General features: G+C 47.2%; 15 protein-coding genes. 13 read left to right on the top strand and 2 right to left on the bottom strand.

Annotated elements, in window-relative coordinates; all coding sequences use genetic code 11:
• Positions 1-55 precede the first annotated feature (55 nt).
• Positions 56-988 (top strand): YxiH-YxzG fusion protein, encoded by a 933-nt coding sequence (locus tag QWY22_RS10535; protein WP_300980840.1) that lies wholly within the window; start codon positions 56-58, stop codon positions 986-988.
• Positions 989-1,374: 386 nt separating this feature from the next.
• A complete protein-coding gene (locus QWY22_RS10530) occupies positions 1,375-2,583 on the top strand; it encodes a CDP-glycerol glycerophosphotransferase family protein (RefSeq protein WP_300980839.1) in 1,209 nt (402 codons plus the stop codon).
• A gap of 94 nt (positions 2,584-2,677) precedes the next feature.
• On the opposite strand, the gene QWY22_RS10525 is transcribed toward QWY22_RS10530, so the two are convergent.
• Entirely contained in the window at positions 2,678-3,043 is a 366-nt protein-coding gene (locus QWY22_RS10525; RefSeq protein WP_300980838.1) for a hypothetical protein, read from the bottom strand.
• A gap of 617 nt (positions 3,044-3,660) precedes the next feature.
• On the opposite strand from QWY22_RS10525, the gene QWY22_RS10520 reads away from it, so the two are divergent.
• The 3 genes from QWY22_RS10520 to QWY22_RS10510 all read left to right on the top strand — a co-directional run bounded on the left by QWY22_RS10520 (position 3,661) and on the right by QWY22_RS10510 (position 8,551).
• Complete coding sequence (locus QWY22_RS10520) at positions 3,661-4,464, top strand: pyruvate, water dikinase regulatory protein (RefSeq protein WP_300980837.1); 804 nt, start codon at positions 3,661-3,663, stop codon at positions 4,462-4,464.
• A 30-nt stretch (positions 4,465-4,494) separates the two neighbouring features.
• Positions 4,495-7,161 (top strand): pyruvate, phosphate dikinase, encoded by a 2,667-nt coding sequence (gene ppdK, locus QWY22_RS10515; RefSeq protein ID WP_300980836.1) that lies wholly within the window; start codon positions 4,495-4,497, stop codon positions 7,159-7,161.
• Positions 7,162-7,543: 382 nt separating this feature from the next.
• Positions 7,544-8,551 carry a LacI family DNA-binding transcriptional regulator gene (locus QWY22_RS10510; protein WP_300980835.1) on the top strand — a complete coding sequence of 336 codons (1,008 nt, stop codon included), beginning with the start codon at positions 7,544-7,546 and terminating at the stop codon, positions 8,549-8,551.
• Positions 8,552-8,602: 51 nt separating this feature from the next.
• On the opposite strand, the gene QWY22_RS10505 is transcribed toward QWY22_RS10510, so the two are convergent.
• Complete coding sequence (locus tag QWY22_RS10505; RefSeq protein ID WP_300980834.1) at positions 8,603-9,946, bottom strand: MmgE/PrpD family protein; 1,344 nt, start codon at positions 9,944-9,946, stop codon at positions 8,603-8,605.
• Between the two features lie 252 nt (positions 9,947-10,198).
• Here QWY22_RS10505 and QWY22_RS10500 point away from each other — a divergent pair, with 252 nt between their 5' ends.
• The 8 genes from QWY22_RS10500 to dmpG all read left to right on the top strand — a co-directional run bounded on the left by QWY22_RS10500 (position 10,199) and on the right by dmpG (position 17,944).
• On the top strand, positions 10,199-10,834 hold the full coding sequence (locus QWY22_RS10500) for a GntR family transcriptional regulator (RefSeq protein ID WP_300980833.1): 636 nt from the start codon (positions 10,199-10,201) through the stop codon (positions 10,832-10,834).
• A gap of 385 nt (positions 10,835-11,219) precedes the next feature.
• On the top strand, positions 11,220-12,077 hold the full coding sequence (locus tag QWY22_RS10495) for an alpha/beta fold hydrolase (protein WP_300980832.1): 858 nt from the start codon (positions 11,220-11,222) through the stop codon (positions 12,075-12,077).
• Between the two features lie 69 nt (positions 12,078-12,146).
• Positions 12,147-13,331 carry an acyl-CoA dehydrogenase family protein gene (locus QWY22_RS10490; protein WP_074510330.1) on the top strand — a complete coding sequence of 395 codons (1,185 nt, stop codon included), beginning with the start codon at positions 12,147-12,149 and terminating at the stop codon, positions 13,329-13,331.
• Positions 13,332-13,773: 442 nt separating this feature from the next.
• Positions 13,774-14,727, top strand: a complete 954-nt coding sequence (locus QWY22_RS10485) for a VOC family protein (protein WP_300980831.1) — start codon at positions 13,774-13,776, stop codon at positions 14,725-14,727.
• Positions 14,728-14,758: 31 nt separating this feature from the next.
• Positions 14,759-15,235, top strand: coding sequence for a flavin reductase family protein (locus tag QWY22_RS10480; RefSeq protein ID WP_300980830.1), 477 nt, complete (start codon positions 14,759-14,761; stop codon positions 15,233-15,235).
• Positions 15,236-15,250: 15 nt separating this feature from the next.
• On the top strand, positions 15,251-16,042 hold the full coding sequence (locus tag QWY22_RS10475; RefSeq protein WP_300980829.1) for a 2-keto-4-pentenoate hydratase: 792 nt from the start codon (positions 15,251-15,253) through the stop codon (positions 16,040-16,042).
• Positions 16,039-16,917: an acetaldehyde dehydrogenase (acetylating) gene (locus QWY22_RS10470; protein WP_300980828.1), complete on the top strand. Its 879-nt coding sequence runs from the start codon at positions 16,039-16,041 to the stop codon at positions 16,915-16,917. Before QWY22_RS10475 ends, QWY22_RS10470 begins: the two co-directional genes overlap by 4 nt.
• 13 nt (positions 16,918-16,930) lie before the next feature.
• Entirely contained in the window at positions 16,931-17,944 is a 1,014-nt protein-coding gene (gene dmpG, locus QWY22_RS10465) for a 4-hydroxy-2-oxovalerate aldolase (RefSeq protein WP_300980827.1), read from the top strand.
• The last annotated feature ends 161 nt before the right edge of the window (positions 17,945-18,105 follow it).

Below are 18,105 nucleotides of genomic sequence, written 5' to 3'. Positions count from 1 at the left end.
TGTTGATTTCCTCTTTAATAGTAGAAAGTTCTAGCAGCGAATTGGAGATGAAGAAATGAAAAAGATAGAAAAAGTTAAAGTGGACACGGTTGCCGAGTGGGAAATGGAAACGGATGCTTATTCGCTTTGCCATGTTTCACTGGGGCCGGACGGAGAAGTTTGTCTGCTGCTGGCTTCCTCCATACCGGAATTGATCGATGGCAGTTTTGCACCGACCCGCACGGATGAAGCCATTACCTATAAAGCGCTTATGATTAAAGACGGCGAGTTGAGCGAGACAACCATCCCTAAGCAAAAATGGAACTACCATTTTTTGCAGCCGCTTGGTGATGATCAGCTTTTGCTTGCCTGCGCGAGATCCATCAATTATGGCGGCGGCCAGGTGGATGAAAATGCACGGGTGTTTGACCGGGATGGGAACTTTATCCGGTCGTTCTGTCTTGGCGACGGCATTGGACATTTGTACACGACCGGGGACGGAAAGATTTGGACAGGCTATTACGACGAAGGCATATTCGGCAATAATGGCTGGGACGATCCCATTGGCAAAGACGGCCTCATTTGCTGGGATGGATTCGGACACATGCTGGAAAAACATGAACAGCCGGAGGATCATTTCATTTCGGACTGCTATGCGTTAAATGTCACAGCGGATGATGAAGTATGGTTTTATTTTTATACGGATTTTCATATTGGAAAGAGGCGGAACGGCAAAACGGAATATTTTATCCCGAATATAAATGGCGCGACCGCTTTTGCGGTTCACGGCGAACTGCTGTTGTCTACCGGAGGATACGGAGAGCATGACCGTTTTTATTTGTTCGAAAAGAATGCATCCCGTTACCGGCGGCTAAAAGAAATTGTGTTTGTAAATTCTTCCGGCAAGAAACTGAAGCCGTTGTTTACGAGCGCGCGCGGGTCGAAAATACTATTGCAATGCGAATCAGCCAGTTATCTTTTTGATTTGAAAAGTCTGAATGCAGACTGATAAACTCCAAAAACACTGCCTCAGTATAAGGAAGCATCCCCATAAAATAGTTTTTGTTGATTTGGCAAAATGGACTCCTATGCCGGAATGATTTCACTTTCTTCACCACATGTTCCTGTCCAAGTTGAAAAGAAAAGAAAAATCCGAACTCCTTAATGCAGAGGTTCGGATTTTTTATGTTTTTTTGGTAATTCAGATATGCGGTGGCAGGCACTGCTAAGTCCTTTTTGCATTAAATGATTGGCACTTCTGTAATTTCTTCTGAATTTCATTTAATGAACCTATATTGAACTAAAGGTTCTGCCGTGACATTCGGACGACTCAAAGCAAAGAAAATGAATACGCCTGGAATAGCTTTTTAAAATAAAATTGAAGGAGGCCATGACGTGAAAAAGTATTTAATGACTTTAGTGAAGTATTTAAAGCCTCTCTACTTTACTTATTTTTTGTTCGGCACACTCTTGGTGAATATCCTTAAGTTTCTTATATTGCCAGAAGACAACTTGATTCTTTTCGTAAGTTTCGGCGGAAAGAAATTCGATGATAGCCCGCGGATGATTTATGAAAAAATGATCCAAGATCCAAGGTTTGACCGTTATGAATTGGTTTGGGCTTTCCACGAACCAAGCAATTTTGACATTCCGAGAGGCAAGGCCATCAAAACCGACTCTTTCCAGTATTACCTTACTGCACTGAAAGCGCGAAGCTGGATTACGAACTCGACAGTGGAACGGGGATTGAATTTCAAGGGGCGTCGCACCTTTTATTTTAATACTTGGCATGGCACTCCGATTAAAAAAATGGGGGCCGACCTTTTGCAAAGTGATAAACCCGTTAAGCGCAAAGCCCAGTGGGGCGTAGACGTCATGGCGGCCCAAAGCACTTACGAATCCGCTGTTTGTTCACAGGCATTTCAGCTGGATAAAGAAAAGTTTTTTGTTTGCGGGTTGCCGAGAAACGATGATCTGGTAAATGTTGCAGAGGAAACCCAGCAAGCCATGAAAAAGAAAATAGGGATCCCATTGGACAAAAAAGTCATCCTCTATGCCCCGACTTATCGTGAATACGAACGGGACAGCAATTTCAATTGTGTATTGGACCCATCCATTCACTTTGGCAACTGGAAAAAGGAATTAGGGAATGAGTATGTAGTGTTGCTGCGGGCTCATTACGAGGTTGCTAAAGTACTGAATATCGAAACGGACGATGAATTTGTCTTCAACGTATCCGATTATCCTGTGTTGAATGACTTAATGATCGCATCCGATCTGTTGATTTCCGACTATTCCAGTATCTACTTTGATTATTCGATTTTGAATAAACCGATGATTTGTTATGCGTACGATTACGAGAAATATGCCGATAAGCGCGGTTTATATTTTGATATCCGGGAGTCTTTGCCGGGCGGATCTATTTCTGAAGGCGAATTGCTGCATTTAGTTAAAAACCTGCCTTATCAAGAAAGCCTGGATCTTGTTAGAGCGTTTCGGGAAAAATATGTTGAAAGTTATGGGAATGCCACAACTGCATCGGTGGATAAGATTTTTGAGAATATTGCGCTGGTGGAGGAATCTTCTATTCAGCCTGTCGAATGACTCTATATTTTAAGTTGAAGAAAAAAAGCAGCTTTTAAAATCCGATGGGTTTCAAAAGCTGCTTTTTCGTAGATGCTAGCAAATAGTCGTTAAGTCATTCGCCGCAAAAATCATCAATCTCCTGAATTGCCTGGTCCAACGATTTTTTCCTTCTCTCCAAAAGCGTCCGCTGCGGGCTGCCTGGCTTCAATCTGGCATAACTGTGTTCAATCGAAGGAACCAGGATTTTTAAGATTATCCGAGCTTCTGCTAGTTCTTCAGAGGTATATTGATGGGTTTGTTCATGCCAGGCATTTTCCAGTACAGCCAAACCGACTTTCAGGGCATTGAGTCGCTTCTCTAATAAGGTGGTGTTGGAACCTTTCTCGTTCATTTGAATCCAGGCATTTTCACATTTGCTGATGGTGGAGCGGAAGGATCTGATGGATTCTTCTTTTATAAGAGCGGATAAGTGATCCACAGGGCGCCACTCCTTTCCATATACATAAAAAGAAACGAAACAGCCGATTTAGGCTGTTTTTTTATTCTTATATCTACATTTTATAACAGGGGAAGCTTTTCGTCATTTTCTTCTCATTCTTTAAAAATCCTGGGAGGACAAGGCACTTATTTTTAGATGTCCCCGGGCGGCGACTTGGGCCCGAACTACAATCCGGCAACAGGCACAGGACGCAATAATTCCTGCTTGTCATATGCAACCATTCCAGGCGGCAAATACGGCTATAAAGCCGGCACAAGTCAAGCACATCATTCAGTCATCATCGGAAGATGTCTTTAAAACAGGCCATGACAAGTATTCAGGATTCAGATTGATCGATGCGGTAGACGCATTGGATTGATTTGGCAACAATATAAAGGAAAAACAGCCGTCTCCGAAATCAATCGATTTCGGAGACGGCTGTTTCGTGTTTCGTGCAAAATACTATACTGGCAAGATGAAATAAACGCCGAATGGTTGGAAAATTATAAAAACTATAGCAAAATTCTTGGCTTTGACCTATCATTAATCTTAATGAATGCTCTTCTATCAACTGAGCATTCTTTTTATTTACTTTTGGATACGGGGGAGAGGATAAGTTGAGCCGAAAAGAGATCGTCTACGTCGTATCAGATTCCATCGGCGAAACAGCCGAACGGGTGGTCAAAGCAGTAGCCGCTCAATTCCTCGAGGATGAAATTGGAATCCACCATTCGTCGCATGTCAGTGATGAAACGGATATTGACGAAATCATTGCAAAAGCCAAAAAAGATTCTTCCATCATTGTCTACACCATTGTTGTCGATGAGTTGAGGGATTACCTGAACAAACGGGCTGAAGAAGAAAATGTGTCCGCGGTTGATTTACTGGCTCCATTAATGCAGGCTTTTGTCGACAAGTTCAATCGGGAGCCCGCCCATAAGCCGGGGCTCACGCATGTCTTAGATGAAAGGTATTTCCAAAAAGTTGACGCCATTGAGTTTGCGGTGAAGTATGATGATGCCCGGGACTTGGAAGGAATCAAAAAAGCGGATATTGTGTTGATCGGCGTCTCACGGACATCCAAAACGCCGCTTTCGATGTACTTGGCGTATAAAGGCTATAAAGTCGCCAATATTCCATTGGTTCCAGAAGTGCCTGTACCGGTTGAGCTGTTTGAGGTACCGAAAGGCCGATGCATCGGACTGATCATCACGCCCGACAATTTAAACGCAATCCGCAAAGAACGGCTGAAAAAAATGGGCCTGCAGCCGAACGCGTCATATGCCCGGTTGGACCGCATTCTGGAAGAACTGGATTATGCAGAAAAAATCATGAAGCGCGTCGGCTGCCCAGTCATTAATGTGTCGAACAAGGCGATTGAAGAAACGGCGAACGACGTAATTGATATTTTGAATCTCTAAACAGTTTGTTCATTTCAAGGGGGTCATCAGATGGTTAAAATGGTGTATATGTTCGACGAAGGTAATAGTGAAATGAAAGAAATCTTGGGCGGCAAAGGGGCAAACTTAGCGGAAATGACGAATATCGGTTTGCCGGTACCGCCTGGATTCACGATTTCTGCACAAGCCTGCAACGATTATTACGAATCCGGAAAGCGCATACAGGACGAAGTCAAAACCGAAATCCTGGATTCATTAGCCCGTTTAGAAGAATCCACTGGCAAAAAACTTGGCGGAACAGACAATCCTTTGCTGGTGTCGGTGCGTTCTGGTTCGGTCTTTTCGATGCCGGGGATGATGGATACCGTCCTGAACCTTGGGATGAACGATGAAACAGTGGAAGCGGTAGCCAGGCTGACCGGAAATCCGCGTTTTGCGTACGACTCCTACCGTCGCTTTATCCAAATGTTTTCGAATGTTGTACTGGAGATTGACGTCTTTTATTTTGAACAGTATCTGGAGAAATTCAGAGAAGCGAAAGGCTACCAAAACGATCCCGAGCTGGAAGCGGACGATTGGAAAGAAGTCATTGCGGAATATAAAAGGATCGTCAAAAAGCACAAAAAAGAAGAATTCCCGCAAGACCCGATGCAGCAGCTGTTCCTGGCGATCAACGCTGTCTTCGATTCCTGGAACAACCAACGGGCGATCGTCTACCGCCAGCTGAATAAAATCCCCGGCCACTACGGCACAGCTGTGAACATCCAAAGCATGGTGTTCGGCAACATGGGGAATGATTCCGGGACGGGCGTCGCTTTCACGCGCAATCCTTCGACTGGTGAGGCTTTGCTGTACGGCGAATACCTCATCAATGCGCAAGGGGAAGACGTCGTGGCCGGCATCCGGACCCCGAATCCAATCGACACCTTAAAGCAGGATATGCCGGAAGTGTATGAACAGTTCACGGAAGTATGCCGGCAGCTGGAGCGCCATTACCGCGATATGCAAGACATCGAATTTACGGTTGAACACGGCAAATTGTTCATCCTGCAGACGCGGAACGGCAAACGGACGGCCCAGGCCGCACTGCGTACTGCAGTCGAAATGGTGGAAGAAGGCGTCCTGACAAAACAGGAAGCGATCGGCCGCGTGGAGCCCGAACAACTGAACCAATTGCTCCACCGCCGCATTGACGACCGCTACCAGAAAGACGTGCTTGCGAAGGGCTTGCCGGCTTCTCCGGGAGCGGCTACGGGACGGGTCGTATTTGATCCGGACGAAGCCGAGCATTTGAGCAAAGAAGGCATAAACGTCATCTTGGTCCGCACGGAAACCACGCCGGACGATATCCATGGCATTATTGCGGCACAAGGCGTCGTCACGAGCCGCGGCGGCATGACGAGCCATGCGGCCGTTGTGGCAAGAGGCATGGGGAAATCGTGCATTTGCGGCTGTGAAGCCGTGAAAATTGATATGCAGCGAAAACAGTTCCAAGTGGGCGAAACGGTCATCAAACAGCTGGATACGATTACAATAGACGGCGGGACCGGTGAAATATTCGCGGGAGAAATTCCGATGATCGCTCCGGAGCTTTCCAAGGAATTTGAACTGTTGCTGTCATGGGCAGACCAGGAACGGAGCCTCGACGTACGGGCGAATGCCGACAATCCAGAAGACGCGAGAAAAGCGGTGGAATTCGGAGCGGAAGGCATTGGACTGTGCCGCACCGAGCACATGTTTATGGACTCGGAACGGGCCCCGATTGTTCAGCAAATGATTCTGGCGGAAACGGAAGAAGAAAGAATACGGTCACTCGACCAGCTATTGCCGATGCAGGAAAGTGATTTTGAAGGCATCTTTGAAGCGATGCAGGGGCTTCCTGTGACCATTCGCTTGCTTGACCCGCCGCTACATGAATTTTTGCCGGATAAAGAACAGTTAGCCATAGAAGTGGCTGAAATGCAAGTGACGGACTCCCATTCTCCGGGACTCGCTGTAAAAGAAAAATTGTTGAAACGCGTTCGGCAACTGCATGAATCGAACCCGATGCTTGGCCACCGTGGATGCCGCCTCGGCATTATCCATCCGGAAATCTATGAAATGCAGGTAACCGCTATTTTCAATTCAGCGGCTAAACTGCAAAGCAAGGGAATTTCGGTAATTCCCGAAATCATGATTCCGCTTGTGGGCCATGTCAATGAATTGAGAATCCTGCGGGAACTGGTCAATGAAACCGCGGTTGCTGTCCAGAAGAAAACGGGTGAACAAATTGAATACTCGGTCGGCACCATGATCGAAGTGCCGCGTGCCGCACTTACAGCCGATGAAATTGCCACCGAAGCCGACTTCTTTTCATTTGGCACAAATGACTTGACGCAGACGACGTTCGGCTACAGCCGCGACGATGCAGAAGGCAAGTTCTTGAAAGATTATGTGGACAGAAAGATCCTTCCGGACAATCCGTTTGCCGTGCTCGACCGAGAAGGTGTGGGCGTATTGGTGAAGACCGGCATCAAATTAGGCAAACAAACCCGTCCGGACCTTAAGACGGGAATTTGCGGAGAACATGGCGGTGAAAAGAGCTCGATTGAATTCTGCTGCCAGCAAGGGATGGATTATGTCAGCTGTTCACCGTACCGTGTTCCATTGGCGCGTTTAGCTGCCGCGCAAGCGGCAATCAAACACGGGCTGCGACGGGCTGAAGTGACACAGAAATAAAGGGTTTGGCAATAATTCCGGAAAAATAAATAAGTGAGGCAAGAGGCCTTTCCAAGGAGAATCACCCTTGGGAAGGCCTCTTTTCTTGGTACATTGCCGAACCATTCATGTTTACAGCAGAAGGCAGGGGATTCTGCTGTAAACTTAAGTAAATGCAACATCATGAAGTCATTTGAATAATTCACTTTAAAACAAATCCAAGCCATATTCCTCACAAAGAGAATGTAGCTTTTTATTGTGATTCATATGAATAATTCATTCAAGTGCAGGTGAAATTTTTATGAATAAAATAAAATCAGTCAACCATCCCGCATTCATACGTGGTATGGTTAAAGAGTATACATAAACCAGTGAATAAATGTAAGACAGAAAGGATGTTTTCATGGTTTCAACGACAGAAATCGCAAAATATGCAGGAGTTTCCCAAACAACCGTTTCCAGAGTGCTGAATAAACCCGATCAAGTCAAAAAGGAAACTTACGACAAAGTCATGGCCGCGATCACTGAATGGGGCTATTCGGCTGAACCGAAAGAAAAAATAGAAGAACTGAAAGCAGCCAATACCATCAGAATTTTAGCATCCGCAAACGACCCGATCATCTATCAGGGCGCTATGCAGGAAATTGTGAATAGTGCTGCAGAACAAGGGATGCTGGTGAATATTCATGTATTCGCTGCAAGCGGCAAAGAAGCGCTATACAATGAATTAGCAGCCCAGGGAACCGCTGGCGTCATCGTTTCTTCCATGTCGATCGAGGAAGGGCTTGCTAAAAAATTGAAACAGTCCGGTATTCCATTCGTTCTGCTGAATGAAGGCTATTCGGAAAACGGCTTTTCGGTTTCTTTGGATTATTCAGAAGCCGGATATTTGGCAGCTAGTCATTTCATTGACAGCGGACATCAAGAGCTTGCTTGGATCGGCGGGCCGCTCGATTCCGAAATGAATAAGGACGGCCTCCTTGGTTTTGTCCATGCCTTGCAGGCGAATAACCATAAAATCCGAAAAAAGCGCTTAGTGGTTACGAAACAGGACAAAGTATCGCTTTATGCGGCTTTTGAAAGTTTGATGGTGCTTAAGAAAAAGCCGACTGCGATTGTAGCAGCATCCGACAGTCTTGCCATTCAATTGGTGGAGTTTTTGCAGATTGCCGGTCTGGATGTACCAAAGGACATCAGCATTATCGGAATCGGAAATTCCGCAGAAGCGAGCCATCTAGATAACAAACTAACTTCCATTGGCACTTCCGCTACTAATAAAGAACTCGGGAAAGATGCGATTTCACTGCTCCTTCAAAGCATAAACGGCAAGAATTCTGAGCTTCGGAATGTGAAGAAAAAAGTAGAGTTAATCGAACGGCAAACAACAAAACCTTTCTTTGTTAAGAAGTAATATAAAAAAGCTGCACCGGTTTTTACACCGCTGCAGCTTTTTTGGCGTCCATTATTTGTAGCAATTGACTAAAGCATCTGCTAAATCATAATCCAGTTGCTTCGTAAGTTGACCCCATAAAGCTTCAGGAAGAGTGATTTCTGCAGCCGAACAGCATTGAACAAACTTGTCTTTCACGGCATTTGGATCGGTATCCGGGCTCAGGCTATAGACGGAATGAAATTCTTCCGATTTTGTGAATATGCGGATATCGCCCGGCGGCAAACCTGGAAGGTTATCTTGGGCCGGTTTTATTTCAATTAAGCTTGCAAGCTGTAAAACGTTGGAATCGTCCAATGCTTTTTCGGTTAAATTGTTTAAATCCACTCGGCCGTGGACGAGTGCACATGCCACCATAAAGGGAATGCTGAATTTTGCATCCTGTAAGGTGCGGGGGCGGCAACGCTCTGCCAAAGGACGGCAAAGCATCGCGGCAGTTTCGTTGGCGCCGATGACAATTCTGCTGATTTCTTGTGCTTCTGTTTTGCCGCGAAGCAGCAGTGCTGCTTGGATAAAAGGATGCGAATAACGGCAGCTGGGAAAAAGTTTGATGGAAGTGTCAGCAAACGCCCATGTTTCTGTATGCAACAGGATGCTTTGCTGGGACTCTGCAAGATTTTGCCCGAAATAGATCCGGAAAAATCCAGTCGGTCCATCCATGCTGCTCGAAGGAGCCGTGACGCCTTGACTTGCCAATAATGCCGCCTGAACACCGCCCATCGAAGCGAACGCCGGATAGATGGAACGCGCCTGCGACCCTGTTCCAACGCCTGCTTCTTTCCCGCCGGCGGCTTGCATATAGGCAAGCCCGATGGCATGTCGAAGTTCCTCGTCAGTCAATCCAAGCACCAGTCCGGCAGTAATCGCTGCCCCAAAATAACCAAACAGCTGGCTCAAGAACCAATTCGCATCCGCTCCGACGCCCTTGGGTTCAATCGCTTTGCCCATCCGGCAAAGAAGTTCATTTCCAAGCGCTACGGCTGTCACCAAATCGATGGCTGGTGGTTTGCCTGCATCGGCGGCAGCTAAAGCCGCCGCTAAAGAAATGGGTGTCGGATGAATTCTGGCCAAATCATTGATGTCGTCAAAATCCAAGGCATGCGCCAGAGCGGTATTGCAAAAAGCCGCATGGCCTGGCGGCAACCGCATAGGGCTGCCGATGACTTTTCCGGTGCCGCTTGCGCCCATCGCCATCGCCAACATGGATTGATGAGCGGTGGGTGCACGTTTTTGAGCAGCTAAAGAAATGGCAACGGTATCTTTTATATGCAGTTTTGTCTTCTCGGCAATCTTTTCAGGCAGCCCTTGCTTTTGGCGAATGCGGATTGCCTGGATCCATTCCGTGCTTAACGTCAATTCCACCACTTCCTTTTCCAAATAATAGTTCCATACTATCCTTCCAAAAAATTTCTCACAATCATTTTTTTCATAAGAAAATCAAAATTGATTCAAATCAGCAAAGAAAACAGCAGCCTTTTTAGATTGCCGAGTTCCGAATTGAGGGCATTGACAAAAGAAACAATTGCCCCTTATAGTTCGACTACAATATCTGAAAATTTTATTTTTTACCGAGACTAAAATATTAGCTTTGAAAATGGAGGAATCGAAATGAAAGAAGAACAGGCGTATAAAACCATCAAAAATATGATTGTCCAAGGGAAGTTCTCGATGCAGGAATCGATCAGCATCAACGGGCTGGCAGAAGAAATGAATATGAGCCGGACGCCGGTCCACAAGGCATTGGCGCAATTAGAAAGAGAAGGCTATATCACAATTACGCCGCAAGTCGGCGTTTTTGTCCGCCGCCCGGAGCCGAAAGAAATCCAGGATCGGCTGCAGCTCTGTGTCGCGATTGACGTTTTCCTGGCCGAGCAGGCATCCCGGTCCATCACCGAATTGCAGTTGGAGGAATTGAAGAAAGTGCTCGAAGCGATGGAGTTTCCGGGGGTAGCCGCTGACGACTACGAAGCGCTGAACGTACAATTCCATACGATCATCTGCAAAGCAGCCAATAACGATTTTGCGTTCCGGACCAATAAAATCAATTGGGATTACTTGAATTACGTCAATATCTCCGATGAATTGTTTCAAGGCGGCAACCGGGAGCAATCGCAAGCGGAACACCGGATGATTTACTACGCTTTAAAAGACCGCGATACCAAACTGACCGAGCTGCTGGTGCGGAAGCATTTGATGCGAGTTGCGCAATTTATTACCGAAAAATACACGCATGTGAATGCATAAATACGAAAAAGACATCCGTTTTCCGTAAGTTTTATACAGAAAACGAAAAGGAATGTAATAACTATTTATTGAGTTTTCAAAATAGATTGAAAACTACAGATCTTGCGCATAGAATCAAAATCAAGAACCAAAGCAAGCTGAAAGGAAAAGCAGGAAGGAGGACCAGAATCTTAAACAGAAAATCTTCATTTTCGAAATGTAAGCGTTTTAATTCTGGAAGCTGAAACGAAATGTTCGGCTGACACCACCAGCTGAATGGCAAAGAATAGCTCAACTAAAATATTAGAATTTTAATTTGGTCATAAAGATAGCGAATTCTATTTTTCAAGCTTATTTCTTCGATATTTGCATTACCTAAAATTTTAGCTAGAAGGAGCAGATGTACATGCCAATCAAGACATATAAAGTCCAGACAGGAACTTACGAAACCCTTATACACGAAGGAGGAGCCGGCAACAGCGAAACGATCATCTTCCTGCACGGCAGCGGCCCAGGAGCCAGTGCAAGTTCAAACTGGCAAGAAGTACTCGCGCAATACGCCAATGACTATCATGTCGTAGCACCGGATCTTGTCGGGTTTGGCGAGACCGACCATCCGACGGAATATCCGTCCAATGGCGTGCAATGGATGAATTTGAGAATCGAACAAATTTTGAATTTGATGGATCGCTTGAATGTCGAGAAAGCGCATTTGGTCGGCAACTCACTCGGTGGGGTCATATCTTTATTCCTGGCAATGGATACACCAGAGCGCTTTGACCGCATCGTATTGATGGGGGCTGGCGGCGGTTTGACTGAACCGACACCTGAACTCAGCAAGCTGGCAAATTTCCATAAAGATCCGACCGCCAAATCATTGCGCAATTTGTTGAGCTGGTTCCTTTACGACACGACGGGCATGGGAGAGAAACTTGATGCCATTGTGGAACAGCGCATGGAATTGTTTAACCGTCCGGAAGTGCTTCGTTCTTACGAAGCGAATTTCAAGAACACCCACTTATCGGATATGCTGGTTCCGCCATCCGCTTTAAAGCGCATGAAGCATGAATTTCTTTTGATCCACGGCCACCAGGACCGCTTTGTTCCATTGGCAAGCAGTCTATATGTCATGGATTATCTGGAAAACGCAGAACTGCATGTTTTCAAACGCTGCGGCCACTGGGCTCAAATCGAACAAAAAGAGCAATTTATAAAATTGACGCATGATTTCTTTGACCGCAATAAAGTGCTCAATCAAGTTTAACCACTGCTAACCAACTGGGATGGTTATTCAAATGAATAAAAAATAAGGGGCGTGGCTATATTGACTCAAATGGCGACTGATATTAAACAAACACTGGTCGAAAACGGTACAGCGTTGATTCCGAAATTGCGTGAACTAAGTTTTGAAATTGACCGCAACAGCGCAATACCGGATGAAGTGGTCCAAGATCTTCAAAGCAATGGCTTATTGAAAGTGCTGCGTCCGGAGATTTTCGGCGGACATCAGACGAATATGCGGACTTATACGGAAGTGGTGACGGAGATTTCCCGCGGCAACGGTTCGGCCGGCTGGTTCGTGTCGCTAAGCAACATCCGCGACTACATGATTTCTTATGCATTCGGCCAGCAAGCGCTCGATGAAATTTTCGGCCCTGGAGAAGACGTCATTTTGGCCGGAAATTTCAAACCAATCAAATGCGAAATCGAAAAAGCGGAAGGCGGCTATTTCATTAAAGAAGCCCAGTGGCCATTCGTTTCAGGCAGCCCGCATGCAGACTGGTTCTACTTCGGATTCCCGGTAGCTGACGAAAACGGCGGCATGGAAATGGCGATCATGGTATTGCCAAGGCACGAAGTGACGGTTCTCGACGACTGGAATGTCATGGGCTTGAAAGGGTCAGGGAGCAACAGCGTCCGCGTTGAAAATGTCTTTCTTCCGGAGCACCGTGTATCGCTCGACCGTTTGGCAAGACAAGGCGAATACATGATTGAACCATTAAAACATGTGCCGCTTTACCAGACGCCTTTTGTCCCTTCGTTGACTTTGTCCATCGTTGCACCGGCATTAGGTTTGGCGCAGGCAGCGCTTGACCTTCATATGGAGCGCGTCGGAAAAGCGGGGATCGGAAATACCTTCTACAACAAAATGAGCGAAGCACCGATTACCCACCTGCAAGTGGCGCAAGCCCAACTGAAAATCGATTCCGCTGAACTTCACCTGTACCGGGCGGTTGATATGCTCGATGACTATTCGGTGAGAGGCAAGCAGCTGACAATGGAAGAAGGCATTCGCATGAAGGCGGATTTCGGCTACGTCAACCAGCTCTGCAAAGAAGCGATCGACTTGATGACCGAAGGCGCCGGGTCCGTCTTCTCCTACAATAACAACTTGTTCCAGCTGGTCTACCGTGATTTCCTGTCGATGCACCTGCACGGATTCATCACACCGAACAGCTTGATCGAAACCTACGGACGCGTCATGTGCGGCCAGGAACCGAATACTTATTTCGTTTAAATAAAGATATTCCGCAAAACAGCTGCGAAGCTAATGGCTGTAGCTTGCAAGGCCATTAGCTTTGCGACGAAGCAGCGCAGCGATGCAGGAGCATGTGTTTTTAGCCGCAGGCGTCTCCGCTGTTTTGCTCCATATCTTAGTTAATGAGGATCAAGAGACTATCTAAATGATTCACTTTTTTATAGAATGCTTATCCAGCGCCGGCGCGCCCAAGGGCTAGGCAAGGAAATGATCCAAAAGCATTTTGGAGCATTTCCTTTGCGACGAAGCTAGCGCAGCGATGCAGGAGCAGAAGGTTTTTAGCTATGAGACGAGTGGTTTTCTCGGCTCATGGCGGGAGCCATGCCCAAAGCGACCGAAACGGAATATCAAAGTTAATTTTTTTAGTACACCTTACTTAATCATATTTATATTATCAACCAACCATAAGGGGGAAACGCAAATGGCAATTCCAGAAATCGCAAAATTAGGGCATTTTGGTTTGGTATCAACAGATCTTGAGAAATCACTTTGGTTTTTTAAAGAAGTTTTAGGCCTTGAAGAAACAGAAGAACGGGACGGCGTCCATTACTTGCGTGCTTGGGGTGATTTTGAACACCACACCTTGACCATTCGCCAAGGAGACGAAGCGAAGCTGGACCATATTGCATGGCGCACGAAGAAGCCGGAAGACGTGGAAGGTTTTGCAAAAATTCTGGAAGAATCGGGCACTCCCATCACTTGGAACGAAGAAGGCATTGAAGCCGGGCAAGGCAAAGCGTTCCGTTTCCAAATGCCAAGCGGGCATACATTGGAAATCTATTACGAAATGGAAAAGACATTGGCGGATCCGAAGAGCCGTTCGGTGCTGAAAAACCAGACGCATAAATCATGGGCACGCGGCATTTCTCCTCGCCGGATCGATCATGTCAACTTGTTGTCATCCTTGCCGGCAAACGAACTGGCAGATTTCCTGATGGACAAATTAGGCTTCCAGATGCGCGAATGCGTACAGGCCCCAGACGGCAGTCTGGTCGGTGCTTGGTTGAGTGTCACCGCATTGGTGCATGATATCGCCATCAGCCACGATCCGAATGCTGCTTCAACAAATGAAGTGCACCACATTTCCTACTGGCTGGACAATGCGCAGGACCTGCTGCGGGCAGCGGATATTCTGAAAGAGAACGGCATTCACTTCAAAGGCCCCGGAAAGCACGGGATTTCACAAGCCATGTATATTTATGCCATCGACCCGGGCAGCGGTGTCCGTGTTGAAATCTTCACGAACGGCTACTTGATTTTTGAACCGGACTGGGAACCGATTGTCTGGACTTTGGATGAAATGGACATTGGCTTCACTTACTGGGGTGACCAGACGGATACCAAAACAGAAAATAATCCAACCATCAAAGCTTAAGGTATAAACCGAAAATAGAGGAGGAGTTATCATGGATGATCGTTTATTCCGAGATGCAATGGGCAAATTCACCACAGGAGTCACGGTACTGACTACAGAGTTTGAAAACGAGCCGGCGGGAATGACAGCCAACGCGTTCATGTCGGTTTCATTGACGCCGAAACTGGTCGTCGTATCCATTGGGCACAAAGCGCGCTTTTTGGAAAAGGTGAAAGTTTCTCAGAAATTCGCAGTCAATATTTTGGCCGCCGATCAGGAAAACTACTCCCGTATGTTCGCCGGCCAATTAAAAGACGACTCGAAAATTGAGTTTGCAGAACTGGCCGGCCTTCCGGTCGTCCCGAACGCTTTGGCGCAAGTCAGCTGCAAAGTGGTTGCGGAACATATTGAAGGTGACCATACCTTATTGATCGGCGAAGTATTGGACATCCGCCTGGAAGAAGGCAATCCATTGATTTTCTTCAGCGGCCAATACCACGCCTTGGCAGAAAAGACAGCGGTTCTATAAAAAAGGAGGAAAAGGATGGATATTCAAAAAGCGGCAAGCCGATTGGCGCAAGCTGAACAGGAAAAGACACCGATCCCTCCTTTGACATCCGGAGCAGAAGCCATTTCTGTTGAGGATGCTTACGGGATCCAGTTGCTGCAGATCCAGAAAAAGCTGCAGCAGGGCGCCCAAGTCAAAGGATTGAAAATCGGATTGACGAGCAAAGTGATGCAGGACATGTTTAATGTCCGGACGCCGGATTATGGCCATGTGTTGGATTCGATGGTTTACACCGAAGACAAAGCGGTCAATATGGATGCGTTTATCCAGCCGAAAGTGGAATTTGAAATTGCTTTTATTTTAAAAGAAGACCTGCAAGGTCCTGGCGTGACGGTGGAAGATGTATTGGCTGCCACCGATTACGTCGTGCCGGCAATCGAAATTATCGACAGCCGCATTGAAAACTGGCAGTTCAAATTCGAAGACACCGTAGCCGATAATGGATCATCTGCAGGTGCGATACTCGGAACGAAAAGAACTTCCCCAGACGCGGTGGATTTGGCAGAGGTTGAAATGACCGTTTACAAGAACGGCGAAGTGTTTGATTCGGCCAAAGGCGAAGCGGTGATGGGCCACCCTGCTAAAGCGGTGGCTTGGCTGGCCAACGCAGTAGCGGAATACGGCATCACCCTTAAAGCCGGTTATTTCGTCCTGGCAGGCGCTTTGTCGAAAGCGGTTCCGTTTGAAGCGGATGATGTGTTTACAGCCGATTTCAGCGAACTGGACGAAGTCGCCATTTCGTTTGCAAGGGAAGGTGAAAAAGTATGAGGAAATTAAAGGTCGGCATCATCGGTTCGGGAAACATCGGGACGGATTTAATGTATAAAATCGAACGCAGTGACGCACTCGAAATGAGCGTCATGGTCGGCATCGATCCGGAATCGGAAGGGCTGAAGCGCGCCAAAGACCGGGGCTATGAAGTGGTCACTGATGGCATCGATGGATTGATGGAGTGTTTGGAGTTAGTGGATATCGTCTTTGATGCCACTTCTGCCAAAGCGCACAAACACCATAGCGAATTACTGGTCGCAGCAGGCAAAAAAGTCATCGACTTGACGCCGGCCGCCATCGGGCCGTTTACGGTTCCAACCGTGAATTTGAACGAGCATTTTGCAGAACCGAACTTGAATATGGTGACGTGCGGCGGCCAGGCGACCATTCCCATTATCAATGCCATCAACCGTGTCGTTCCGGTGGAATATGCCGAAATCGTGGCAACCATTTCAAGCAAAAGTGCGGGACCGGGAACCCGTGCTAACATCGACGAGTTCACGCGGACTACGTCCAAGGCAATCGAGCAAGTGGGCGGGGCCAAAAAAGGCAAAGCAATCATCATATTGAATCCTGCTGAACCGCCGATCCTTATGCGCGATACGGTGCACGCACTGATTGCGGAAGAAGCGAAAGAAGAAGACATTATCGCTTCGATTCATGACATGGTGAAGGACGTGCAAAGCTACGTGCCGGGTTACCGTCTGCGCGGAACACCGCAATTTGACGGACGGAAAGTATCGGTGTTTTTAGAAGTGGAAGGGGCAGGCGATTTCTTCCCGCCTTACTCAGGAAATCTGGATATTATGACAGCCGCCGCGGCCAAAGTAGCAAACGAACTTGCGAAACAGCTGGCAGCCGCTGAAGTGTAGGAGGGGAATACAGATGCCACAGCGATCATTTGAAATTTTAGATGTCACGTTGCGCGATGGAAGCCATGCGATGAAGCATGCGTTTACCGAACAGCAAGTGATCGATACAGCAAGAGGGCTTGACCGGGCCGGCGTGAATTATTTTGAAGTTTCGCACGGAGACGGCCTAGGCGGTTCATCCTTGCAATACGGTTTATCAAAAGTGGATGAACTCAAATTGATTGAAGCGGCTGCCGGCGTCTGCAAGAACTCGAAGGTGTCCGTACTGCTGATTCCGGGCATCGGCATCAAGGAGGATCTGCAGGACGCGGTGAAAGCGGGTGCCAAAATGGTCCGCGTGGCGACGCATGTCACGGAAGCGGACGTGGCAGCCCAGCATATTGCCCTTGGCCGTGAACTTGGCTTAAAAACGGTCGGCTTTTTGATGATGGCGCATATGGCTGACGTCCGGAAAATCGTTGAACAAGCCAAGCTGTTTGAAAGCTACGGCGCCGAAGTGATTTACGTGACGGATTCAGCGGGGTATCTCTTGCCGCATGAAGTCACCGAGCGCATCAGCGCTTTGAAGCAATCGGTGTCCTGCGAAATCGGCTTCCATGGCCACAATAATTTGTCAATGGCCATGGCGAACACAGTTGCAGCAGTCGAAGCAGGAGCTACATATATTGACGGCAGCTTGCGCGCACTCGGCGCAGGCAGCGGCAATACGCAGACCGAAGTCATGGTTGCGGTGCTTGAGCGCCTCGGCTACCAGACCGGCATTGATCTGTATTCAATCATGGACGTGGCGAACGATGTCGTGGCGCCTTTTATGCAGCGCCCGCAGGAAATCACGGGATCGGGATTGATCATGGGCTATTCCGGTGTCTATTCGAGCTTCTTGCTGCACACACAGACGGCGGCCAAGAAATTCGGTGTCGATGAACGCGATATCCTGGTGGAACTCGGCCGCATGAAAGCGGTCGGCGGACAGGAAGATCTGATCTATGATGTCGCTCAAAGTTTTGCGGTTAAGAAAGCTCTTTAAGCAATATTAATGCCAGTAAAATTCCATAGATAAGCAAAAGCGCTGAAAAGAGAAATCTTTTCAGTGTTTTTATTTTCATGAGTCGCATGACTCAAAAATTAAAAACTAACAAAAACTAACGGAAAATCACGTTGTAATCGAATAATTTCTACTCTAGTATG

This window comes from Planococcus liqunii, from assembly GCF_030413595.1.
Classification (GTDB): Bacteria; Bacillota; Bacilli; order Bacillales_A; family Planococcaceae; genus Planococcus; species Planococcus liqunii.
The sequence above is the reverse complement of the archived record's forward strand: the minus strand, read 5'-3'. Positions and strand labels throughout refer to the sequence as shown.

What these genes read in the sequence shown, in the direction of transcription:
- QWY22_RS10485 (WP_300980831.1), top strand. Translation starts at nt 13,774, where the DNA reads ATGGCAATTCCAGAAATCGCAAAATTAGGGCATTTTGGTTTGGTATCA.
- QWY22_RS10470 (WP_300980828.1), top strand. Translation starts at nt 16,039, where the DNA reads ATGAGGAAATTAAAGGTCGGCATCATCGGTTCGGGAAACATCGGGACG.
- QWY22_RS10500 (WP_300980833.1), top strand. Translation starts at nt 10,199, where the DNA reads ATGAAAGAAGAACAGGCGTATAAAACCATCAAAAATATGATTGTCCAA.
- QWY22_RS10490 (WP_074510330.1), top strand. Translation starts at nt 12,147, where the DNA reads ATGGCGACTGATATTAAACAAACACTGGTCGAAAACGGTACAGCGTTG.
- dmpG (WP_300980827.1), top strand. Translation starts at nt 16,931, where the DNA reads ATGCCACAGCGATCATTTGAAATTTTAGATGTCACGTTGCGCGATGGA.
- QWY22_RS10495 (WP_300980832.1), top strand. Translation starts at nt 11,220, where the DNA reads ATGCCAATCAAGACATATAAAGTCCAGACAGGAACTTACGAAACCCTT.
- ppdK (WP_300980836.1), top strand. Translation starts at nt 4,495, where the DNA reads ATGGTTAAAATGGTGTATATGTTCGACGAAGGTAATAGTGAAATGAAA.
- QWY22_RS10475 (WP_300980829.1), top strand. Translation starts at nt 15,251, where the DNA reads ATGGATATTCAAAAAGCGGCAAGCCGATTGGCGCAAGCTGAACAGGAA.
- QWY22_RS10510 (WP_300980835.1), top strand. Translation starts at nt 7,544, where the DNA reads ATGGTTTCAACGACAGAAATCGCAAAATATGCAGGAGTTTCCCAAACA.
- QWY22_RS10535 (WP_300980840.1), top strand. Translation starts at nt 56, where the DNA reads ATGAAAAAGATAGAAAAAGTTAAAGTGGACACGGTTGCCGAGTGGGAA.
- QWY22_RS10480 (WP_300980830.1), top strand. Translation starts at nt 14,759, where the DNA reads ATGGATGATCGTTTATTCCGAGATGCAATGGGCAAATTCACCACAGGA.